The organism is Daeguia caeni (assembly GCF_042653845.1).
Classification (GTDB): Bacteria; Pseudomonadota; Alphaproteobacteria; order Rhizobiales; family Rhizobiaceae; genus Brucella; species Brucella caeni.
This window is the reverse complement of record NZ_JBHSEL010000053.1, coordinates 77,316-97,039: the sequence shown is the minus strand read 5'-3', so window position 1 is coordinate 97,039 and position 19,724 is coordinate 77,316. Positions and strand designations below refer to the sequence as shown.

The following is a 19,724-nucleotide window of genomic DNA, read 5'->3' as shown; positions in this document are numbered from 1 at the left end:
TTGAACAAATTGCCATGATTTGGCCATTTTCATCTCCCGGTGCTTTGATAAAGCTGATTTGGTGTGCTGTTTGCGCGTTGCCCGCTTTCCTGTATTGTTCCGGGCACATTGTTTGAAGGCAGATTCTTCAGGAGCTGATTTGTCCTTTGTCCTGTCTGTCGAGCGGCTGATAGACCGCTGGCAACGCGAAAAACTGATTGATGATGAGACTGCTTCGCGACTGCGCGCGGATTTGGAGAAAAATTCTTCCGCGTTCAGCCTTGGATCTGTTCTGGCGACGCTTGGCGGTCTGTTGCTTGGCGCGGCCATCATCATGCTGGTGGCAGCCAACTGGCAGGATATGCCAAGGATCATGCGGATCGGCATGGTGTTTGCCCTGATCTGGATTGGGTATATCGGCGGTACATGGCGGCGTCTTGTCGGGGACCGGATCTGGTCCAATGCGCTTTATATCATTGGTGCTTCCGCCTTTGGCGCCAGCATGGCTCTTGTTGGCCAGATGTATCATCTGTCGGGTGATATGCAGACGGCAGCCATGGTATGGTGCTTTGGTGTGACTGTTGCCGCATTACTGTTGTGCGCGCCGATTCTTGCGGCATTTGCAGCCTTTGTCGGCTGCTTTTATCTGGCAACGACGGTCTCGGATCTGTTCAGCACGGATGTGCAATCGCCCTATCAGTGGATCGGGCCGCTGATGTTCCTTGCTGGCGTGGCCGCTGCCCTGTTTACCCGCTCGCGTGCTGCCGCCCATTGCTGGGTCCTGTTTGCCATTGCCTGGCTCGTGTTGCTTTATTTCGATACGCTGAATGAGACTGTGCTCCAGTTCGTGGCACTTCTGGGGCTTGTCCTGCTGTTTGCCGAAGCATTCGCCCATGATGCATTGCAGCGTCTGACGCATTTTGCCAGGCCGCTGGCCACCTATGGTCTGCTGCTTGCCTATATTGCGCTGGGGCTTTTGCAATTCAGATATGGGATGATTTATGCCAGCCCCATGAACAGTTTCATTCTGTGGAGTACTGCCCGGCTTGTTTTGGTAGTGGCAGCGCTTGTGTTGTGTGGGCGAAGGAACGCAAGCCTGCGTTCATTTGCCTATGCCGGCTTTTCCATTGAAGTGCTTTCTCTTGCCTTTGAAACGGTCGGCACGATCATCGGCACATCCGGCTTTTTCCTGACGGCGGGCATTCTGGTTCTTCTGCTTGCGGTTTTCGTGCGCCGGATGGAGCGGCGCTTTGCGCGGAAAAATGCTGAGGAGGCAAGACCATGAAAATGTCTGCCAGATGGCTTTATGCCGGGGCGGTGCTGGCCTCACTCATGCAGACGGGGGTGCTTTATGCCAGTATTGAACAGCGTGCCAGCATTCTGCGTTCCGGCAAGGTTGTGGAACTGTTGAGCGAGCCGGTCGATCCGCGTGATCTGTTGCGCGGTGATTATGTTGTGCTTGACTATGCGATTTCCAGCATTGCGCGGTCTGACATTGCAGGCAAGACCGTGCCCGGTCAGCGTGATGTCTACGTCGCACTTAAGCCGGGCGCAAATGGGCTTTGGCATTTTTCACGGGCATCCCTTACGCCATTGGCGGATCTTGCGCCGGAAGAAGTGCAGATTCATGGCAAGAGCCGGTACGACATTCCTAACGATCCTGAACGCATCATTCGCATCCATTACGGGATTGAGCGTTTTTATCTGCCGGAAGGACAGGGTCGGGCCGTCGAAGATGCGCAGCGTGATCGCGCCATCACAGTGATGGTTGCTGTGAACAGGCATGGCGAGGCCGTAATCAAGGCGTTGAAAGACAACGGCAAGCAACTTTTTGAAGAACCGCTTTACTAAGACATTCATCTGTTCAAACCAGTCTCTGACTGGAAAGCCATGTAAGTCGGTAAGGATCGGATCCTTTCGGAAAGGCATGCAGGCCTTTTGGAATTTATACTGGAAACAATACGGTATACCCTCCTTTCCACTTTGACTTGGCTGGATAGGGTGTTATAGAGACCGCGCATCTGGGCAAACCTGTGATCAGGCTTGCTGGGGCAGACATTTGCGGATGTGGCGAAATTGGTAGACGCACCAGATTTAGGTTCTGGCGGGAGACCGTGGGGGTTCGAGTCCCTCCATCCGCACCATGTTTCTCAATATTGCTGATTATGAACGTGCATTATCTGGGGCGATGGTGTGCGTTTTCTGGAAATCCTGCTGCGCTCTTTGCGAGGTGAGCATTTCGCATGTGGCAAACCATGAGAAATGCTCTGTTCCGTGGCATTCCTATCCGCAAGGCCGCCTCCTTTGGGGAAGCGGCCATGAATTCTAACCATTGGCCAGATACCATGAGCGGCGTGCGCTTGATTGACCAATGGCATAGATGGCAAAGCCAATGACCGCCGTTGCCGGTGCCGAAAGTTCTGCCGAGCTTCCGCCCCAGACATGCAGAATGATGCCGACGGCGGCTGCAATGAACCATGATGCAATGCCAAGCGGATTGAAGGATGGCACATGCGAGGCGCGATATTCGATCTCGTTGCCAACAAGCGTGCTGTAGCGGTCGATCATGATATGCGCCATGGCAACGGCAACCCATGCGACAACAAATATGCCCTGATAGGCAAGGGCCTGCAGCAGATAACTGAAGACATTGGCCAGCATCAGCACATAGACGATGCCGCCGACAATGATCGCCCATGCCACCCGGCCAAGCGAGACCTTGCTGAAGAGCTCAACCAGAGATTCCAGATTGACTGCGGCCAGATAGTAATTGGCGGTATTGATGCGGGTCTGGGTGACCCAGACAAAGAGCAGACCCCAGATACCCATGAGCTTGAGCAGGGCAAGCAGAACGCTTACTTCCGACAGGTCGCCGAGATCAGGCACGGTGCCAATCATGAGCATGCCGAAAAGGCCGCTGACGAGAAAGGCCATGGCATAGAAGGGCATGCCGAAATTGAAATAGGCGTGATAATCGGCATCTTCCTCGCGGCCAAAACGGGCATAGTCGAAGGTGAACATCATCAGCACCCACACGCCCATGTAATAGACAAAGCATGACCACCAGCCGCCTGCCGGCGCGCCACCTTCCGGGCCGAGATTGAGCCACTTGTCGCTATAGCCATGAGTGCTGATGGCAAGCACGACAGCGACAATCAGGCCAAGAATATAGAAGGGCAGCAGAAAGCCGTTGAACTTGTCGAGCCAGGTCTGGATGCTGCCGAAAATCAGTGGAACACTGTAAAGAACCACGATCAGCGCCGCAACCGGATAGGAAATGGACGGGATGATCGTGTTGATGCCAACCGCAATGACCGACCCTTCAAAAACGGCATAATAGGTGGCGGTGGCGCAGAAAATGAGCGTTGCGAGGCCAGCCCCCACATTGCCGAACAATACACGTGAGAACAGCGCCACGGACAGTCCGGTGCGAATGGCATAGCGGCTGAGTACCGCGTTGATCAGTCCATAACAGATGACGGACAGCACAATGCCGATGATGGCATTGCGCGTGCCGAAATTGAGCGCCATGGCTGCGCCCACGACAATATAGAACACCGCGCTGCACACAGCCCACCAGGCCATGGTGAGGCCACCTTTGGCCATGCGTGCCTGTGGCGGCACGGCAATTGCTGAAAAATCCGAATTTTCGGCTTCGGAAGCCGTCACGTGTCCTGTCATTTCGTTCCCCTTCTTCGATATGTTGCGCCCCACCTGAAAATGGGGCGCATGTAGTCATTTGTTACGGGTCAAGAGATAACTGCCGCTTTCATGCAAGGTGCAGGTCCAGTCCGGTTCAATGACGATGGTCGTGGTGACTTCCTCAATGATTGCAGGGCCGTGAATGGTGTCGCCTGCACCGAATTTGGCGCCGTCATAGACGGGCGTTCTGGTTGCCTTGCCAGACTGGTCGAAGATCGCGTCGCGATGGCCTTTTAGCGCCTGATCGATATTGCCGCCTGCCGGATATTGCGGCACACGCAGCTTTTCGATCTTGCCATAGATGGTGGATTCCAGATTGACGACTTCCACCGTACTTTGACGTTCGGCATAGGTGTAGAGTTCTTCATGACGGGCATGGAAGGCCTCTTTCACCTTATCAATGGTCGAGGCATTGATCGGAAAATTGTCGATCGTAACGGTGCATTCATGCACCTGACCGACATAGCGCATGTCGAGCGAGCGCTTGATCTCGATATTATCGGCATCGAAACCGTCGGCCTTGAGATGTTCGATGGCCTTGGCCTCGATTTCCCTGAACAGCGTATCAATCCGCTCATAAGCTGCGTCATTGTCCAGGCGCTGCGGTGCCGGGGCCATGTAATTATATTTGACGTCAGAAATGATCTGACCAAAGGCGCAAAGCCCCGATGCCAGCTTGGGAAGGATGATCGTATCAATGCCCATTTCGCGGGCAAGTGCCGTGATATGGGCAGCCGTTGCGCCACCGGCACCGACCAGCACGAAATCGCGCGGGTCATAGCCGCGTTCAACCGAAACGCGACGAATGCCATTGACCATGTTGTTATTGACGATGGCGAACATGCCATAGGCAGCCTGTTCGATGGTGATGCCGAGCGGGTTGGCGACACGCTTGATGGCTGCGCGTGCCTTTTCCACGTCAAGCGGGAGCTTGCCGCCAAGAAGTCCTTCAGGATTAAGGTAGCCCAGAACCAGATTGGCATCTGATGTGGTGGGCTCCGTGCCGCCGCGTCCATAGCAGGCAGGTCCCGGTTCTGAGCCGGCCGATTGCGGGCCGACCTGCAACAGGCCAAGCGGGTCAATCCAACCGATCGAGCCGCCACCAGCGCCCAGTGTCTCAACCTGAATCATTGGAACACCAATACGATAGCGTAGAAAGTCAATGTTCTTGTTGAGGTTGGTCTGGCCATTGCGGGTAAGCGTAATGTCGAAGGATGTGCCGCCCATATCCACGGTGATGACATTCTTGTGGTTGAATGGTGCACCGACATAAAGCCCTGCCTGTGGCGCGGAAGCCGGGCCTGAATTGATGGCATAGACGGAGCGGTCGCTCATGACCTGGCCAATGGCAAGACCGCCATTGGACTGGAAATAGCGTACCGGCTGCCTGGCGCCGAGCTTCCTGAAATAGGCATCCACTGCATTGACATAGCGGCGCATGACGGGGGCGAGATAGGCATTGGTCACAGCCGTTGATGTGCGGGTATATTCACGCACCTGCGGGTAAAGCTCGCTGCCAATGGTTATGATGACATCGGGCATCATTTCCCGCACGATTTCTGCCGCGCGCCGCTCATGCGTTTGATCGAGAACAGACCAGACAAAGGATATGGCGACGGATTCAACTCCCTCTTTCAGGAAGAGTTCGCAGGCTGCCCGCACATCCTCCTCATGCAATGGCGTGCGGATCGTGCCATCTGACAGGACACGCTCGCGCACACCGCGGCGCAGATAGCGTGGCACCAGCATGGTGGCTGCCGGATATTCCGGGTCGTAGCGGAAACCGTCTTCCTTGTGGCCATTGCGGATTTCAATCGAATCCTCGTGGCCTGCCGTGCAGATCAGCCCGGTCTTGCCTCCGCGATGGGTAATCAGCGCATTGAGGCCAACGGTCGTGCCATTGATGCACAGGTCGCAGTTGGAAATGATTTCCTCGATCGGTTTGCCAAGGTCGGCTGAAATCAGTTTCAGGCCATTTTCAATCGCGCGCGTCGGGTCGGACGGCGTCGAAAGCGCCTTGAACAGCTTGACCTCGCCGCTGGTGCGATCTGCGATCACGAAGTCGGTAAAGGTGCCTCCGGCATCAATGCCGAGACGATAATGGTGCATAGTCATTTCAGTTTTCCTCAGGCAGCAGAGCGCAGGCGTTCGGTCTCGGCCATGTCGACTTCGAGCGTTTCGGGATTGATGATGACGACGCCGTAATCGAGCCGCGCGCCTTCGATCGAGACGAGGTTGTTGCGCACATCCTCGACAACCTTTTCGATCGGCCGCTCGAACGGATTGCCATAGCCGCCGCCGCCGGGATTGAGATTGGTGATGGTCTCGCCGGGGCGGATGGTCTCAATGATGTTCTTGCGTTCGACCTGAACCTCGCCATTGCGGCGGATTTCAACCCGGCCAACCTTGGTGTCGATCATGGTCGATCTTGCACCAGCGGCGCCCATGGCCGGAATGCGCCGGCCTTCACCAAAGCCAATACAAAGCATCTCGCCGTTGAGCGGCTCCACTTCCCATGCGGTGCCAGAGCCACCGCGGAATTTTCCTGCCCCACCTGAATCGGTCATCAGCGAATAACGATGGATGATGATCGGATAGGAATATTCCAACAGTTCCACGTCACCGGAGGTCAGCGCACCAAAGCAGCATTCCGGGCCAACCGCATGCCAGCCATCCTGTTTTGGCGTTGCGCCGCCGCCGGAAATGATGGTTGCCAGCACCATGGTGACGAATTCCTCATTGGTACGGGAATCGCGTCCGGCAATGTTGAGCCCATTGGCATGGCCCCAGGAGGCGGCCACTTTCGATGGCATGGCCTTTTCAAAGGCAAGCCGTACCGCATCGGTAAGCGTTTCCATCGGTGTTGTGGTGCAATTCATGTGCGGAGCAGGTTCCTGCGCATTGCACAGCGTACCCTTCGGGCCAAAATCAACCGTCACGCAGCGATAAAGCCCTTCATTATAGGGTGGCGGCAGGGCGGCAAACATCATGAGGCCGAGATAGACGCCGGAATGGGAATTGCCCTCATAGGAATTGATGAAATAAGGCACCTGCGGCGGACTGCTGATGGCGATATGGCAGGTGTCTCCCTTGATGGTGACGGTTGCCTTGATCTCGAAATCGCCAAAGCCATGGCCGGCATCTTCGAGAATGGACGTGCCTTCATAGGTGCCATCCGGCACCGAGGCAATCAGCGTGCGCATGTGTTTGTCTGCCATGTCGAGCAGCGTGTTGATGCAGGCATCAACCTGTTCCTTGCCATATTTGTCCAGCATGGCAATGAGGTTGCGTTCCCCCACCTGACAGGCACCGATCAGGGCGCGGAAATCGCCTTCCTGGTCACGGCGCGCGCGCATATTGGTCAGGATCATGTTGAGGACATCGTGGCGTGGCTTGCCGCGTTCCCAGATCTTGACGGGCGGAATGCGCAGGCATTCGGCATAGATTTCCGTGGCATTGGGGTTGTAGCCTGCCGGTACAGGGCCACCAATATCAGTGAGGTGGCCCTTGCAGACCGTCCAGTAAACCAGCTCGCCCTTGTAGAAGACGGGCTTGTACATGCAGGTATCGATGGCGTGGCTGCCGCCATATGCCGGGTCATTGTGGAGGATGATGTCGCCTTCATGGATGTCGTCGCCGAAGAAGGCTGCGACGGCCTTCATTGCGGGGATGAGCGAGCCGAGATGGATCGGAATATCCTGTCCCTGCAGGATCATCTCCGGCCGCGCGTTGAAAAGGGCGGTTGAATAGTCATGTGCCAGATTGAAGACGGAAGAACGCGCCGTCTTTTCCAGCGCGAGTGTCATTTCACGCTGGGTCGTTTCAAGTATACCGCGCACCACCGAAAGGGTGATCGGATCTACCTTGGTTGATTTGGTATCAAGCATCGTGTTCACGCGAGTTAATGGCGTAAACCGACGGTTCGGAAACCGTAATGATCAGTCCGAATATGTGTTCCCTCTGCCGCCGGTATCTTACGCACCGTTGAAGCCTGATCAGTCTAGGCAGAGAATTTGGCGGGCGTCTTTGCAGCGGAAGCACAACAGATTGCGCGGGAATGCAATCAGTATCATTCTGTTTGCCTAAGTTACATCATGTGAATAGCTTGATCATAAAACAGGGGGAGCCGCATGAAGCTTAGCATTTCAACAGATGCAACACGTGCGCCGGATCGCAGTCGTTATTGGCAGGAGGCAATCGCGTCTGCTTATTTTCCACTTGATCTGCGCTGGCGGGATACCGACAACTTCTCAGGAAAACTGACATCGTGGCAGTTCGGTGATGTTTCGATTTCACGCCTGTCCTGCGATGCCTTGCAATATTTGCGCCTACCGCATCATTTTAATGGCGTACGGGAAGAGGAATTCCTGGTCACCGTGCCGACCCGGTCTGAAGTGGCTTTTGCGCAGGCCGGACGGGATATCAAGTGCAAGCCCGGTGGCTTTTTTCTGGAACGCAGCAGCGAGCCCTATGAATTCAGCCATGCAGATGCGGCCGATATGTGGGTGCTGAAACTCAAGGGGGATATGCTGAACGGGCGGCTGCGTTCGCCGGACAGGTTCTGCACGCTACAGTTTGACGCCAATAATGGTGCTGGTGGCCTGTTCACGGACATGCTGCAAATATTGCCAGACCGTTTTGATGCGATGAGTGCGGAAGCGCGCGCAACCGTTGGCCGCCAGCTTGTCGATCTGCTTGTCCTTGCCATCAAGGCGGATGAGCGTGTTCTGGTGTCTGGCAGCTCAACCGTGCGCAGTGCGCATCTGGCGCGGATTGAGGCCTATATTCGCGCCAATCTGCAGGATTTCCGCATGGATCCGGAACGGATCGCCAGGGCGTGTGGAATTTCAACGCGCTATCTGCATGAGCTGTTCAGGGATACTGGCACAACCGTGCGCAACTGGATCCGTGAACAGCGCCTGCTTGCCTGTCGTGATGCGCTGGCTGATCCCAACAATGTGCAGACGGCAGCCGAGATCGCCTATAGCTGGGGTTTCAGTGATCAGACACAGTTTTCCCGCGCATTCAAGGCGCAGTTCAATGTTCCGCCGGGTGAATATCGGCTGAAATGCCTGACACTGAACCAAAACCGACAAGAGGCGATGCGACAATAGCCCGTTTCCGGGCTATTTCTGCCTGTTCGTTCAGCGTTCTGCTTCCGTGGAGCGCTGTTGGGTTTTCCAGTTTGCCGCGACCCAATAGGGCGCTTCATCAGGTGTCAGTTGTGGCTTTCCGGCGCAGAAATCAGCCGCCCTTTCGCCAATCATGATCGTTGTGGCATTGGTGTTGGCGGTCACGACATGCGGCATGACGGAGGCATCGGCAATGCGAATGCCGGTCAGGCCATGTACCTTCAGGTCGGGGGCAACAACAGATGAACCTTCCTGCCCCATGCGGCATGAGCAGCTGAGGTGATAGGCGGTATAGACGCGCGCGCGCATCCAGTCATCCAGCGCCTTGCCATCGCGCAATGCCTCGCCGGGATCGATCTCTTCGCCGCGAAATTCATCAAAGGCTTTCGCCGCCACGATCTCGCGCGTGATGGCGATGGCTTCGCGATAGGTCTGAAGGTCAGCTTCATTATCAAGGAAATTCACCGTGATGGCGGGTGCATCAGCGGGATTGGCCGATTTCAGCGTGATGGCACCACGCGAATTGGCATTGAGCAACGTCATGTGGATCTGGAAGGAGTCGATCCTGTAGGGCTTGTAGTTGTCGTGCGAAATGCCAAGCGGGAAGAATTCCAGCTTGATGTTCGGCTTGCGAATGCCGGCGCGGGTGCGCAGATAGGCTGCTGCTTCAAACTGGTTGCTGGCAGCGACACCCTTGTGGAACAGGAACCAGTTCAGCCCGACAAGGATGCGTCCCGGCCATTCGGCATGCTGGCGCAGGGTCACGGGCTTTTTGCATTTATATTGCAGTTGCAGATCCGGGTGATCCTGAAGCTCCGCACCAACCAACGGATTGTCGAGCACGACCTCGATGCCATGCTGGCGCAGCTCTTCCGCCGGGCCAACGCCTGAGAGCTTGAGAATGTGTGGTGAACCAACAGCACCTGCAGAAAGGACAACTTCTCGGCCGATGGCAACGCGCTCGCGCTTTCCATTGCGTACAAACTGAACCGCTGTGGCCTGTCTATCTTCAAAGATGATCTTTTCGACCAGCGCGCCCGTTGCAATTGTGAGGTTAGGGCGCTTGCGCACTTCTGGGGTCAGATAGGCGCGGCCTGTGCTTTGACGTTTGCCTTTCCAGATTGTCTGTTCACCCGATGCAAAGCCCTCATGTTGTGCGCCATTATAGTCTTCGGAAATGGGATAGCCCAGTTCACGCCCAGCCTGCAGGAAGGCAGCATTCAGCGGATGCCTGGAAAGATCCGGTCGTGTGATACGCAGCGGGCCATCGCCACCCCGATAGCGGTTTTTTCCTTCAGGAGCAGTTTCCATGCGCCGGAAATAGGGCAAGACATCAGCATAGCCCCAGCCGGTGCAGCCGTGGACATCGCGCCATTCGTCATAGTCCTGCGGATTGCCGCGGGTATAGACCATGCCATTGATGGACGATGAGCCGCCAATCACGCGCCCGCGCGGCTGGCCAATCCGCCGGCCGCCAAGGGCTGCTTCCGGTTCGGTTTCAAATGCCCAGTTATAGTCCGTTGCATTCAGAAGCTGGTCGACGGCAAGTGGCATATCGATCTTCCAGCTTTTATTGTCCGGCCCGGCTTCCAGCAGCAATACGTCAAATCTGCTGTTTTCTGACAGCCGCGCAGCAATCACGCTGCCGGCCGAGCCAGCACCAATGACAACGAAATCGTATTTTGGCTTCAATTGTTGCATGGCGTTTCCGATCCAGGCCGAAGAATGGTGATCTCAGTTGATTAGAAGAACTGGTCGCGCACCGGGCGGGTTGCGTCCCAGGCCTTGCGGGTGATCTCGCTCACCTTCCTGAAATGATCGTCATGGGGCTGCGCATAGAAGGCGGCACGTGAAAGCTGCAATGCACCTTTTGAGCGCAGATGTGCCGTGGTTTCAGCCATCATCAGCGCCATGAGGTTCGGGTTGAGCACAGGCACATCGGCAGGCTTTCCGCCCTTCATGAGATATTTCTGATAGGAAGCGGAAATGATGGTGCAGTTGAGGATGACAGCTTCGGCACCGGTCTTTTCAACAGCGCGACGGCTTACCTCGATCACATCGGCTGCGACTGCATCGGTGTCATTGACCATGTCGCGCACATACCAGTCGATGACATCATAGCCGACGATCAGGTCTTCCATGCCGGAGAGCCTGGCATTGTCCTTCATCAGTGAGCAGGCCTTGACGTGATCGGCGACAATGACTGCCGTGCGGCCATGATAGGCCAGAAGCTGAAGCGATGCTTCCATGGGGCCAATGATCGGCATGTTTGTCAGTTCGCGGCCAACACGCACACCCGGATCATAGCAGCAGCCGCAGATGACGGCGTCATAGCCGGCCGCTTCAGCATCCTGAATGGCCGCATAAAGCGCGTTTTCGACAAAGTGCTTGGGGTAGAAATAATCCATGTCGGACGGGCAGCCCTCGAGATGGGTGATATCGAGCGTGGTGCCTTCCATCGCGTAATGGGACAGGGTCTCGTGAATGAGTGAATCATAAACCGTGGTGCCGAACGGATTGATGAAATTGATGCGACGAGACATGGATAACTCCAGTTCTGATGGTGGCGCTCCTCTTCAAGTTTGTCAGGAAAACGCCGTATCATTTTGTTATTAAACATATCTTTGTGATGAATAGCTTGCACCTTTCCAAAGATATGCCTGATTTCATCGGCCGGGAGGCATTGCCTTCTGCCTGATAAATCCGTACAGGTCAAATATATATACTGAATAGTCGGAATGTGAAGTGGGAAAAACAATATCCGTAATCGTTATCTGCAAGTCCGCTGCCCCCCCTCCTTGTATGGGAGGATGAGTGAAACAGAACATATAATCAAAATATTTGTCTTGTGAGTATAAAAATTCGGTGTAATAGTTTTGTTGATGGTTGCTCCTGATGCGTGGGAATTCTGATTCACGTGGGGGGTGGAGGCGGGCGCGTGCGATGCGGTGAATATGGTTGCGGCCTGTCCCGGTTGAGGAGTGGCGCCGGGTGCGGGCATGTGTGCTGAAGGGCAGAAGGTGAAGCCATGCTCGCTCAGCGGAATCTGTCGTCTGGCCAGATGAAGTTTGAATGGGGAAATGGAGATGTCCACTGTCGAAAGGTTTGACTATGTGATTGTCGGCGCTGGTTCAGCTGGCAGTGTGCTGGCCAACCGTTTGAGTGCGGATCCGGCGGTCAAGGTGCTCGTGCTGGAGGCGGGTGGACCGGATCGCCGCTGGGATTTCCGCATCAATATGCCGGCAGCGCTCGTCTATCCGTTACAGGGCAAGACCTACAACTGGCAATTCCTGTCAGAGCCGGTTGACGAGCTGAATGGCAGGCAGTTTCCCTATTTTCGAGGCAAGGTTCTGGGTGGCTCCTCCACCATCAACGGCATGGTCTATGTGCGCGGCAATGCCATGGATTTTGACAATTGGGCGGCAGAACCCGGGCTTGAACACTGGAGCTATCGTCACTGTCTGCCCTATTTCCGTCGCTCCGAAACCTATTCGCGTGGCGGCGATGCCTATCGGGGCGACAGCGGGCCGCTGCATGTCAGCCGTGGTGTGCCGGAAAGCATCCTCTATGACGTCTTTCTGGAGGCGGCAAAAGAGGCGGGCTATTACGAAAATCCCGACATCAACGGCTATCGTCAGGAAGGCTTTGGCTATTTTGATGCGACCATTCATGAAGGTGTGCGTGAAAGCGCAGCACGCGCCTATCTGCATCCTGCCATGAAGACGCGCAAGAATCTGACGGTCGTCACCGGTGCGATGGTGGCTTCGATCGTCATGCAGAATGGACGCGCTTCAGGTGTTGCCTATAAGAGCGAGGGGCAGAGCCGTGTGGCGGAGGTGAATGAGGAAGTCATTCTGTGTGCAGGAGCCATCCAGTCGCCGCAGGTGCTGATGCTCTCGGGCATTGGTCCTGCCGATGAGCTGCGCCGCCATGGTGTCGAGGTCAGGGTTGATCTGCCGGGTGTCGGCCAGAATCTGGCCGACCATCTGGAATGGATCGTTTCCTATCGTTGCAAGAAGCCGGTTTCCTATTTCGAAGCCACCAAGCCATTGAAACAGGCAGTCATTGGCGCGGAATGGTTGACAAAGGGTACGGGGCTTGGCGCGTCGAATTTCTTCGAGGCGGGCGGTTTCCTGAAATCATCGCCGGAAAAGCCCTATCCTGATGTACATCTGCATTTTGTCGGCCTTGCTGCCGAATATAGCGGGCGCCTGTCGGCACCAGGACACAGTTTTCAGGTTCATTTGAGCCCGGGCCTTCCGGCAAGCCGCGGCTTTGTCACCCTGCGTTCCAGCGATCCGCTGGAGCCGCCGGTCATTCAACCCAATTACATGACCGAGGAAGTGGACTGGATTGATGCACGCAATGCGATCGAGCGCTCCTTTGAGGTGTTGGAACAGTCAGCCTTGGCCGAATTCAGGGGCGAGCGCATTCTGCCGGATGTCGATCTGAAGGATAAGGCCGGGCTTGATCGCTTCATCCGTCAGCATGCCGAAACCGGCTATCATTATGCCGGCACATGCCGCATGGGTGAGGGGCCGAATGCGGTGGTTGATGGCCAGTTGCGTGTCCATGGCACACGCGGCCTGCGTGTGGTTGACGCTTCTGTCATGCCGCGGCCAACCAATGGCAACACCAATGCACCTACCATCATGATTGCTGAAAAGGCAGCCGACATGATCCTGCGGCGTGAACCGCTCGCACCTTCCGATGCACCCGTTTATTACGGCTGATGTGCCATTCCAGAACAAGCAATGCTCTCAGGGGACAAAATGAATTTGCAGCCAAAAGCCTCACACTTCATCAATGGTGAATATGTTGAAGACACAGCAGGCCGCGTCATCGATGTGGTCTATCCGGCAACCGGTGAAGTCATTGCGAAACTCCATGCCGCTACACCGGCGCTGATCGAAAAGGCGCTTAATGCGGCAGCTGCTGCGCAAAAGGAATGGGCCGCGCTACGCCCGGTTGAGCGTGCGCGCATTCTGCGCCGAGCCCATGATCTTGTGCGCGCCAGAAATGATGAAATCGCCCGTGTTGAATCCACTGATACCGGACGCGCATTGTCGGAAACGCTTTATGTCGATGCGGTTTCGGTAGCTGAGGCACTGGAATTCTATGCCGGTGTCATTCCGGCCTATAATGGCGAGACGATCAGCCTCGGCAACGCCTTTGCCTATACCCGCCGCGAACCGCTTGGCGTCTGTATTGGCATAGGCGCATGGAACTATCCGTTCCAGGGAGCAGGCTGGAAATCAGCGCCTGCACTTGCCGCTGGCAATGCCATGGTATTCAAGCCATCGGAAAATTCGCCGCTCTCTGCACTGATCCTTGCTGAAATCTACAAGGAAGCAGGCCTGCCGGATGGTCTTTTCAACGTCGTGCAGGGCCATGGCGATGTCGGTCAGGCGCTGGTCGAACACCCGCTTAGTGCAAAAGTGTCGCTCACCGGTTCGGTGCCCACGGGCAAGAAGGTGTTGGGGCTTGCAGGCTCCCTGATGAAACATGGCACGATGGAGCTTGGCGGCAAGTCGCCCCTGATCATTTTCGAGGATGCGCCGCTGGAAAATGCCGTGCGTGGCGCGCTGATGGCCAATTTCTATTCGACCGGACAGGTCTGTACCAACGGCACGCGCGTTTTCGTGCATCGCTCTATCCATGACCAGCTGGTGGAAAAGGTGGTTGAGCGGGCGCGGGAGATCAGGATTGGCGATCCGCTCGACCCGGAAGTTACCATGGGGCCATTGATCAGCAAGGCGCAGCAGGAAAAGGTGCTGAACTACATTGCCCTTGGCAAGGAAGAAGGCGCAAAGCTCGAAATGGGTGGCGGCATCCCTGCCATGCAGGGCATGGAGGGCGGTTTCTGGATCGAGCCGACGGTCTTTACCAATGTGACCGATAACATGCGTATTGCACGTGAGGAAATCTTTGGCCCGGTCATGTCGGTTCTTGCCTTTGATGACGAGGAAGAAGTGATCGCACGTGCCAATGATACGGAATTCGGCCTTGCCGCCGGTGTGTTCACCAACAATCTGCCGCGTGCGCACCGCGTCATCGCCAAGCTTCAAGCCGGCATGTGCTGGATCAACAATTACAATCTCGCGCCAGTCGAAGTGCCATTTGGCGGCGTGAAATCATCGGGCGTCGGACGGGAATGCGCAATGGCCGCTCTCGATCACTATACCCAAATCAAGAGTGTCTATGTCGAAAGCGATGACGTTGTCAGCGTCTTCTGATCAGGTTTCTGAAATATGACAAAATATGATGCGGTCATTATCGGCGCTGGCCACAATGGTCTGGTTTGCGCAGCATATCTGGCAAAGGCAGGCATCAAGGTCTGTCTGATCGAACGCCAGCCCTTTGTCGGCGGCGCGGCGATCTCGCGTGAGGTCTGGCCGGGTTTCAAGGTCTCGGTTGCCTCATACTGGATGTCATTGCTGCAGCCAAAGATCATGCTTGATCTTGAGCTGTTGCAAAATGGCGTCGAAGTCATTCCGGTTCCGCCGTCCTTCCAGCCATTCGAAAGCGGCAAGAGCATCGTCTATTGGGACGATGAGGCCAGAATGGTGCAGGAAATTGCGCAGTTCTCGAAAAAGGATGCGGAGAATTATCCGAAATTCGTGGCGCACATGAACGGGATGATCCCCTATATTCGCCGCCTTCTGTTCGAAACGCCGGTCGATCCGTCGACCGGCAAGATCAAAGACCTCGGCAAGACCATGGCTCTTGCCTGGCGCATGAAGGATATCGGCTCGCGCATCTATGATATCTGGGATCTGCTGACGCTGAGCGCCTATGATTATCTGAAACGCTGGTTTGAAAGCGATGAGGTTTTGACCGCCTATGGCTGTTATGCCTCCGGTTCAGCCGGCCTGATCAGCCCGAAGACGCCGGGCTCGGCCTATGTACTGGCGCGTCCTTTGATGCGTGACAGCACGACGCCTGCCGGTGGTGGCGGCCTCATCCGTGGCGGCATGGGTTCAATTTCCGATGCGCTTTACAAGGTTGCGACCCGATATGGCGCAGAAGTCATTACCGGTCATATGGTCAGGAAGGTCAATATCGAGAAGGGCAAGGCCACCGGCGTCATCCTTGATAATGGTGCGCGCATTGATGCAAAAATCGTCATTTCCAATGCGGGCGCCAAGGCGACCTATTTTGATCTGATCGGCAAGGAGCACTTGTCAGAGGAAGTCATAGGCCAGGTCGAACGCCACCGTACCGAATCGATTGCCTTCAAGATCAATCTGGCCACCAGGGCGCTGCCGCGCTGGACGGCCTATGATGCACGCAATCTGGATGCGCCCAATCCGGGTTCGGTGACGATTGCGGAAAATTCGGTCGAGCTTGAGGATGCCTTCCGCTCGGCCCGCAATGGCGAGATGGCAAGACATCCCTATCTGTGGATCACCACGCCAAGCGCCTATGACAATACGGTTGCGCCGGAAGGCATGCATGTCGTGCAGATCATGGGGGGGCATGTGCCTTACAGGCTCAATGGTCGCGAATGGAATGACGAAACGCGCAAGGAGCTTCTCGATATTGTGCTGAAGCAGATCTGCCGTTATGCGCCGGGCTTTGACAAGGAAGTGCTGCACGCTCAGATCCTGACCCCGCCAGACATTGAAAAGATGTTTGCCATGATTGGCGGTCATGTCCACCACGGCGAGATGAGCCTTGATCAGGTCTTCTTCAGACGTCCGATTGCCCATTATGCCGATTACCGTACGCCGGTGAAGGGCATGTATATGTGCGGTGCGGCGTGTCATCCGGGAGGCGGCGTGACGGGTGTGCCGGGTCATAATGCAGCGCGCGAGATCCTGTCTGATCTCGGCAAATCATTTCCTGCCGGAAAGCTTCGCTGAAATTCAGTCAATCGTCCAATCATGGAGATTCCCGGATGAACAGTCTGGACGAACAGGTCATCATTATCACTGGCGGCGAAACGGGTATCGGGCGCGCAACCGTGTTACAACTGGCCGGCCTTGGCGCGCGCGTCGTCATTGGCGGGCTGCTCGAGGATGAGGGCAGCCGCACGCTTGAAGCAGTCGCAGCAATTGGCGGCAAGGCTGAGTTCCACAAGGCGGATGTGCGCGATGTCCATCAGGTCGATGCGCTGATTGATGGCGCAGTGGCAAAATATGGCCGAATCGATGGTCTGGTCAGCAATGCCGCCATTTTCGATGGTTTTGCCAGCTGCATCGACACCACGGATGCGCTGTGGGATCAGATCATGAATGTCAATGCGCGCGGCACCTTCTATGCCTGCCGTGCTGCCTTGCGTCATATGGTGCCTGCCGGGAAGGGGCGTATCGTCAATGTGTCGTCGATTGGCGGTGTGGTTGGCATGGCTGACGGCGCATCCTATACGGCGTCAAAACATGCGGTTGTCGGCTTTACCAAACATATCGGCTGTTTCTATGCCAAGAACGGCATTACCGCCAATGCCGTCTGTCCTGGATCGATCGAGACGGATGTGCGCAGCAATTCCAAAAAAATTCTGGGCGATGATGCACCAGATATGGGCGGCGTTGGTGCCAATCAGGACTGGCTGAAACAGGCTGTCCCCATGCAGCGCAAGGGCAGCCCCGAAGAGATCGCCCATATGATTACCTTCCTGCTTTCGGACAAGGCAAGTTACATAACCGGCCAGTCCTTTGTCGTTGATGGTGGATGGACTGCAAAATGATGTATGAAGCTTTCACTCCGGAAGAAAAAGAGATCGTCAATACGGTCACGCGCTTCATTGATGAGCGAGTGCGGCCCAATGTTGCCGCGCTTGAGCGCGCCGGTGCCTATCCGGATGATCTGGTGCAGGAAATGAAGGATATGGGCCTGTTTGGCCTTGCCGTGCCGGAAGAATATGGCGGGCTTGGCCTGCGCTATCCGGTGCTGGCGGCGGTGTTTGAAGCGATCAGCCGTGGCTGGACGACGCTTGCCGCCTATATCAACAGCCACAGCACGGTTGCCTATGCCATCAAGACCTATGGCACTGAAGAGCAGAAGCAGAAATATCTGCCGGGGCTTGCCACGGGCGAGCATCGCGGCTCGCTCTGCCTGACGGAGCCTGGATGCGGTTCCGATCTGCAGGCCATTCGCGGGCTTGCGCGCGATGAGGGCGACCATTATGCGCTGACGGCAAGCAAGACATTTGTCACCAATGGTGCCAAGGCAACCCTGCTTCTGACGCTGGTGAAGCATCCGAAACAGGAAGGCGAAACCAAACCGAAAATCAGCCTGCTGATTGTCGAAAAGACCTTTGATCATGTTGTCGTGACGACAACCTTTGAAAAGACGGCGTTCCATCTGGTTGATACGGTTCAGATCGAGATGGACAATGTCAAGGTGCCAAAGGCCCAGCTTCTTGGCGGTGTCGAAGGGCTTGGTTTCCGGCAATTGATGGATTCGCTCGAAATTGGCCGTATCGCTATTGCCATCAGCGCGGTTGGTGTAGCTGCCGCTGCCTTGTCAGAAGCCAGACGTTATGCGTCCGAGCGCGTCACCTTTGGTGTGACAATCGACAACCATCAGGCGATTCAGCTCAAGCTTGCCAATATGGCGACCAAGCTCGTTGCCGCACGGCTGATTGCCATGGAAGCAGCCTGGATGAAGGAGCGCGGTGGCCGCTGTGACATGATCACGGCCATGGCCAAAATGTATGCCAGCGATGCGGCGCTTGAAATCGCGCATGAGGCGGTGGTTGTGCATGGTGGTGCCGGCTATATCCAGGAATATACGGTTGAGCGGCTGCATCGTGAGGCACTGCTTTACACGATTGGCGAGGGCACCAATGACATCAACCGCATTGTCATTTCCCGCCGCATGAAAGGCGATGAGGAAATGAACTATCTTGGCCTTTATGCCTGATTGTTTTGACAAAAGCGCCGGTCTGATACGTTCAGACTGGCACTTTTGTCTTTTGCAATGCTTGATCAAGACACAAAAAGGCCGCCGAGGGGGTGCTCGGCGGCAGTTTCATGGGGGCTATGGTTATTTCATCAGGCGTGGTTCGCCAACATCGCCGACCTTCTTGTCGAAGCCGGCGGCAACCAGATCCTTGACGATGTCCTCACGCTGTTTTTCGATGCTGGCGTCAAGCGCCTTGCCAAGGGATTCATTGCCCTTGGTGTAGAGGATGCCGGCCTGGGCTGGTTCAACGCTGGCCGGAACGCGTTCATCCGGCTGTGCGAGCTTGATGGTGATGCCCTTGTAACCACCGGCACTGTTCTGCGTATAGACGCCATAATTGTAAGCATCGACGCCGACATCAATGCGCCCGGCTTCAAGATCCTGCGCCAGTGCGACTGCGGTTGGATAGAGCTTCAGCTTGTCCCCCAGCAGTGCCTGCAGGGCAGGTACCCACTGATAGCCCTGAACCGTGCCGACATTCTTGCCAATCAGCGATTCAACCGTATCGGAGCCGTCCTTGGAGAAAATACCCATCGGATCAAGATAGGTCGGAGCCGAAATGCCAAGCACTTCCGCGCGTTTTTCGGTTCTGTTCCAGCTGCCGATGGCAACATCTGCCTTGCCCGATACGACCGACTGAATGGTTGCAGCCGGATCCATCACCAGAGCCACGACCTCAAGGCAGTTTTCCTTGGCGGCCTTTTCAATGATCGTTGGATCAATGCCGCTGATCTTGCCATCTGGTGCCACAGCGGTGAATGGCGGGTAGTCATAGGCTGCGACTGTCAGCTTGCCGCTCGTAATCGTGGTGACCGTTGTCTGGCATTCCTCGGCATAAGCCGCAGATGCGCCGACGGTCAGCATGAGCGCCAATGGTAGCAAGGTCTTTTTCATGGTCGTGTTCCCTTCGTGAAGCAAATCAGTCTTGTTGGCAGCCTGAACGGGTATCTGCTGCTGCTTGTGATTGGTTTTCGGGGCTCAGTCCCAACTGGGTGGGCCAAA

The 19,724-nt window shown here is 55.8% G+C and carries 14 protein-coding genes and 1 tRNA gene; 9 read left to right on the top strand and 6 right to left on the bottom strand.

Annotation, left to right across the window (positions count from 1 at the left end; genetic code table 11):
* Positions 1 to 139 precede the first annotated feature (139 nt).
* The 3 genes from ACFO1V_RS08380 to ACFO1V_RS08370 all read left to right on the top strand — a co-directional run bounded on the left by ACFO1V_RS08380 (position 140) and on the right by ACFO1V_RS08370 (position 2,123).
* Positions 140 to 1,264: a DUF2157 domain-containing protein gene (locus tag ACFO1V_RS08380; protein WP_374829486.1), complete on the top strand. Its 1,125-nt coding sequence runs from the start codon at positions 140 to 142 to the stop codon at positions 1,262 to 1,264.
* Positions 1,261 to 1,830 (top strand): GDYXXLXY domain-containing protein, encoded by a 570-nt coding sequence (locus ACFO1V_RS08375; RefSeq protein ID WP_374829488.1) that lies wholly within the window; start codon positions 1,261 to 1,263, stop codon positions 1,828 to 1,830. Before ACFO1V_RS08380 ends, ACFO1V_RS08375 begins: the two co-directional genes overlap by 4 nt.
* A 210-nt stretch (positions 1,831 to 2,040) precedes the next feature.
* A tRNA-Leu gene (locus ACFO1V_RS08370) sits at positions 2,041 to 2,123 on the top strand.
* 181 nt (positions 2,124 to 2,304) lie between these two features.
* Here the strand turns inward: ACFO1V_RS08370 and ACFO1V_RS08365 are convergent.
* The 3 genes from ACFO1V_RS08365 to capB are packed head-to-tail and all read right to left on the bottom strand — an operon-like array spanning position 2,305 to position 7,568.
* Positions 2,305 to 3,660, bottom strand: coding sequence for a purine-cytosine permease family protein (locus ACFO1V_RS08365; protein WP_374829490.1), 1,356 nt, complete (start codon positions 3,658 to 3,660; stop codon positions 2,305 to 2,307).
* A gap of 54 nt (positions 3,661 to 3,714) precedes the next feature.
* Positions 3,715 to 5,796 (bottom strand): caprolactamase subunit alpha, encoded by a 2,082-nt coding sequence (gene capA, locus ACFO1V_RS08360; protein WP_374829492.1) that lies wholly within the window; start codon positions 5,794 to 5,796, stop codon positions 3,715 to 3,717.
* A gap of 11 nt (positions 5,797 to 5,807) precedes the next feature.
* A complete protein-coding gene (gene capB / locus ACFO1V_RS08355; RefSeq protein ID WP_374829494.1) occupies positions 5,808 to 7,568 on the bottom strand; it encodes a caprolactamase subunit beta in 1,761 nt (586 codons plus the stop codon).
* A gap of 243 nt (positions 7,569 to 7,811) precedes the next feature.
* On the opposite strand from capB, the gene ACFO1V_RS08350 reads away from it, so the two are divergent.
* Entirely contained in the window at positions 7,812 to 8,795 is a 984-nt protein-coding gene (locus ACFO1V_RS08350; protein WP_374829496.1) for an AraC family transcriptional regulator, read from the top strand.
* Positions 8,796 to 8,825: 30 nt separating this feature from the next.
* Here ACFO1V_RS08350 and ACFO1V_RS08345 read toward each other — a convergent pair whose 3' ends face one another.
* Together ACFO1V_RS08345 and ACFO1V_RS08340 are read right to left on the bottom strand one after the other, a co-directional pair.
* Positions 8,826 to 10,514: a choline dehydrogenase gene (locus ACFO1V_RS08345; RefSeq protein ID WP_374829498.1), complete on the bottom strand. Its 1,689-nt coding sequence runs from the start codon at positions 10,512 to 10,514 to the stop codon at positions 8,826 to 8,828.
* Between the two features lie 41 nt (positions 10,515 to 10,555).
* Positions 10,556 to 11,356 (bottom strand): aspartate/glutamate racemase family protein, encoded by an 801-nt coding sequence (locus tag ACFO1V_RS08340; RefSeq protein ID WP_374829500.1) that lies wholly within the window; start codon positions 11,354 to 11,356, stop codon positions 10,556 to 10,558.
* Between the two features lie 537 nt (positions 11,357 to 11,893).
* On the opposite strand from ACFO1V_RS08340, the gene ACFO1V_RS08335 reads away from it, so the two are divergent.
* The 5 genes from ACFO1V_RS08335 to ACFO1V_RS08315 are packed head-to-tail and all read left to right on the top strand — an operon-like array spanning position 11,894 to position 18,680.
* The gene (locus ACFO1V_RS08335) at positions 11,894 to 13,546 is read left to right on the top strand and encodes a choline dehydrogenase (RefSeq protein WP_445438783.1); all 1,653 of its coding nucleotides are present in this window, start codon (positions 11,894 to 11,896) and stop codon (positions 13,544 to 13,546) included.
* Positions 13,547 to 13,585: 39 nt separating this feature from the next.
* Positions 13,586 to 15,049, top strand: a complete 1,464-nt coding sequence (gene betB, locus ACFO1V_RS08330) for a betaine-aldehyde dehydrogenase (protein WP_374829504.1) — start codon at positions 13,586 to 13,588, stop codon at positions 15,047 to 15,049.
* Positions 15,050 to 15,064: 15 nt separating this feature from the next.
* The gene (locus tag ACFO1V_RS08325; protein WP_374829506.1) at positions 15,065 to 16,678 is read left to right on the top strand and encodes a phytoene desaturase family protein; all 1,614 of its coding nucleotides are present in this window, start codon (positions 15,065 to 15,067) and stop codon (positions 16,676 to 16,678) included.
* A 35-nt stretch (positions 16,679 to 16,713) separates the two neighbouring features.
* The gene (locus tag ACFO1V_RS08320; RefSeq protein WP_374829508.1) at positions 16,714 to 17,502 is read left to right on the top strand and encodes an SDR family NAD(P)-dependent oxidoreductase; all 789 of its coding nucleotides are present in this window, start codon (positions 16,714 to 16,716) and stop codon (positions 17,500 to 17,502) included.
* Positions 17,499 to 18,680 (top strand): acyl-CoA dehydrogenase family protein, encoded by a 1,182-nt coding sequence (locus ACFO1V_RS08315; protein WP_374829510.1) that lies wholly within the window; start codon positions 17,499 to 17,501, stop codon positions 18,678 to 18,680. The genes ACFO1V_RS08320 and ACFO1V_RS08315 overlap by 4 nt, the downstream gene beginning before the upstream one ends.
* A 123-nt stretch (positions 18,681 to 18,803) precedes the next feature.
* On the opposite strand, the gene ACFO1V_RS08310 is transcribed toward ACFO1V_RS08315, so the two are convergent.
* Positions 18,804 to 19,616: a substrate-binding periplasmic protein gene (locus ACFO1V_RS08310; RefSeq protein ID WP_374829512.1), complete on the bottom strand. Its 813-nt coding sequence runs from the start codon at positions 19,614 to 19,616 to the stop codon at positions 18,804 to 18,806.
* Positions 19,617 to 19,724: the final 108 nt, after the last annotated feature.

Excerpts from the sequence above, each read along its gene's own strand:
- ACFO1V_RS08320 (WP_374829508.1), top strand. The coding sequence starts at position 16,714 with ATGAACAGTCTGGACGAACAGGTCATCATTATCACTGGCGGCGAAACG.
- capB (WP_374829494.1), bottom strand. The coding sequence starts at position 7,568 with ATGCTTGATACCAAATCAACCAAGGTAGATCCGATCACCCTTTCGGTG.
- ACFO1V_RS08315 (WP_374829510.1), top strand. The coding sequence starts at position 17,499 with ATGATGTATGAAGCTTTCACTCCGGAAGAAAAAGAGATCGTCAATACG.
- ACFO1V_RS08375 (WP_374829488.1), top strand. The coding sequence starts at position 1,261 with ATGAAAATGTCTGCCAGATGGCTTTATGCCGGGGCGGTGCTGGCCTCA.
- ACFO1V_RS08335 (WP_445438783.1), top strand. The coding sequence starts at position 11,894 with ATGGAGATGTCCACTGTCGAAAGGTTTGACTATGTGATTGTCGGCGCT.
- ACFO1V_RS08365 (WP_374829490.1), bottom strand. The coding sequence starts at position 3,660 with ATGACAGGACACGTGACGGCTTCCGAAGCCGAAAATTCGGATTTTTCA.
- ACFO1V_RS08340 (WP_374829500.1), bottom strand. The coding sequence starts at position 11,356 with ATGTCTCGTCGCATCAATTTCATCAATCCGTTCGGCACCACGGTTTAT.
- ACFO1V_RS08345 (WP_374829498.1), bottom strand. The coding sequence starts at position 10,514 with ATGCAACAATTGAAGCCAAAATACGATTTCGTTGTCATTGGTGCTGGC.
- ACFO1V_RS08350 (WP_374829496.1), top strand. The coding sequence starts at position 7,812 with ATGAAGCTTAGCATTTCAACAGATGCAACACGTGCGCCGGATCGCAGT.
- betB (WP_374829504.1), top strand. The coding sequence starts at position 13,586 with ATGAATTTGCAGCCAAAAGCCTCACACTTCATCAATGGTGAATATGTT.
- ACFO1V_RS08325 (WP_374829506.1), top strand. The coding sequence starts at position 15,065 with ATGACAAAATATGATGCGGTCATTATCGGCGCTGGCCACAATGGTCTG.
- capA (WP_374829492.1), bottom strand. The coding sequence starts at position 5,796 with ATGACTATGCACCATTATCGTCTCGGCATTGATGCCGGAGGCACCTTT.
- ACFO1V_RS08310 (WP_374829512.1), bottom strand. The coding sequence starts at position 19,616 with ATGAAAAAGACCTTGCTACCATTGGCGCTCATGCTGACCGTCGGCGCA.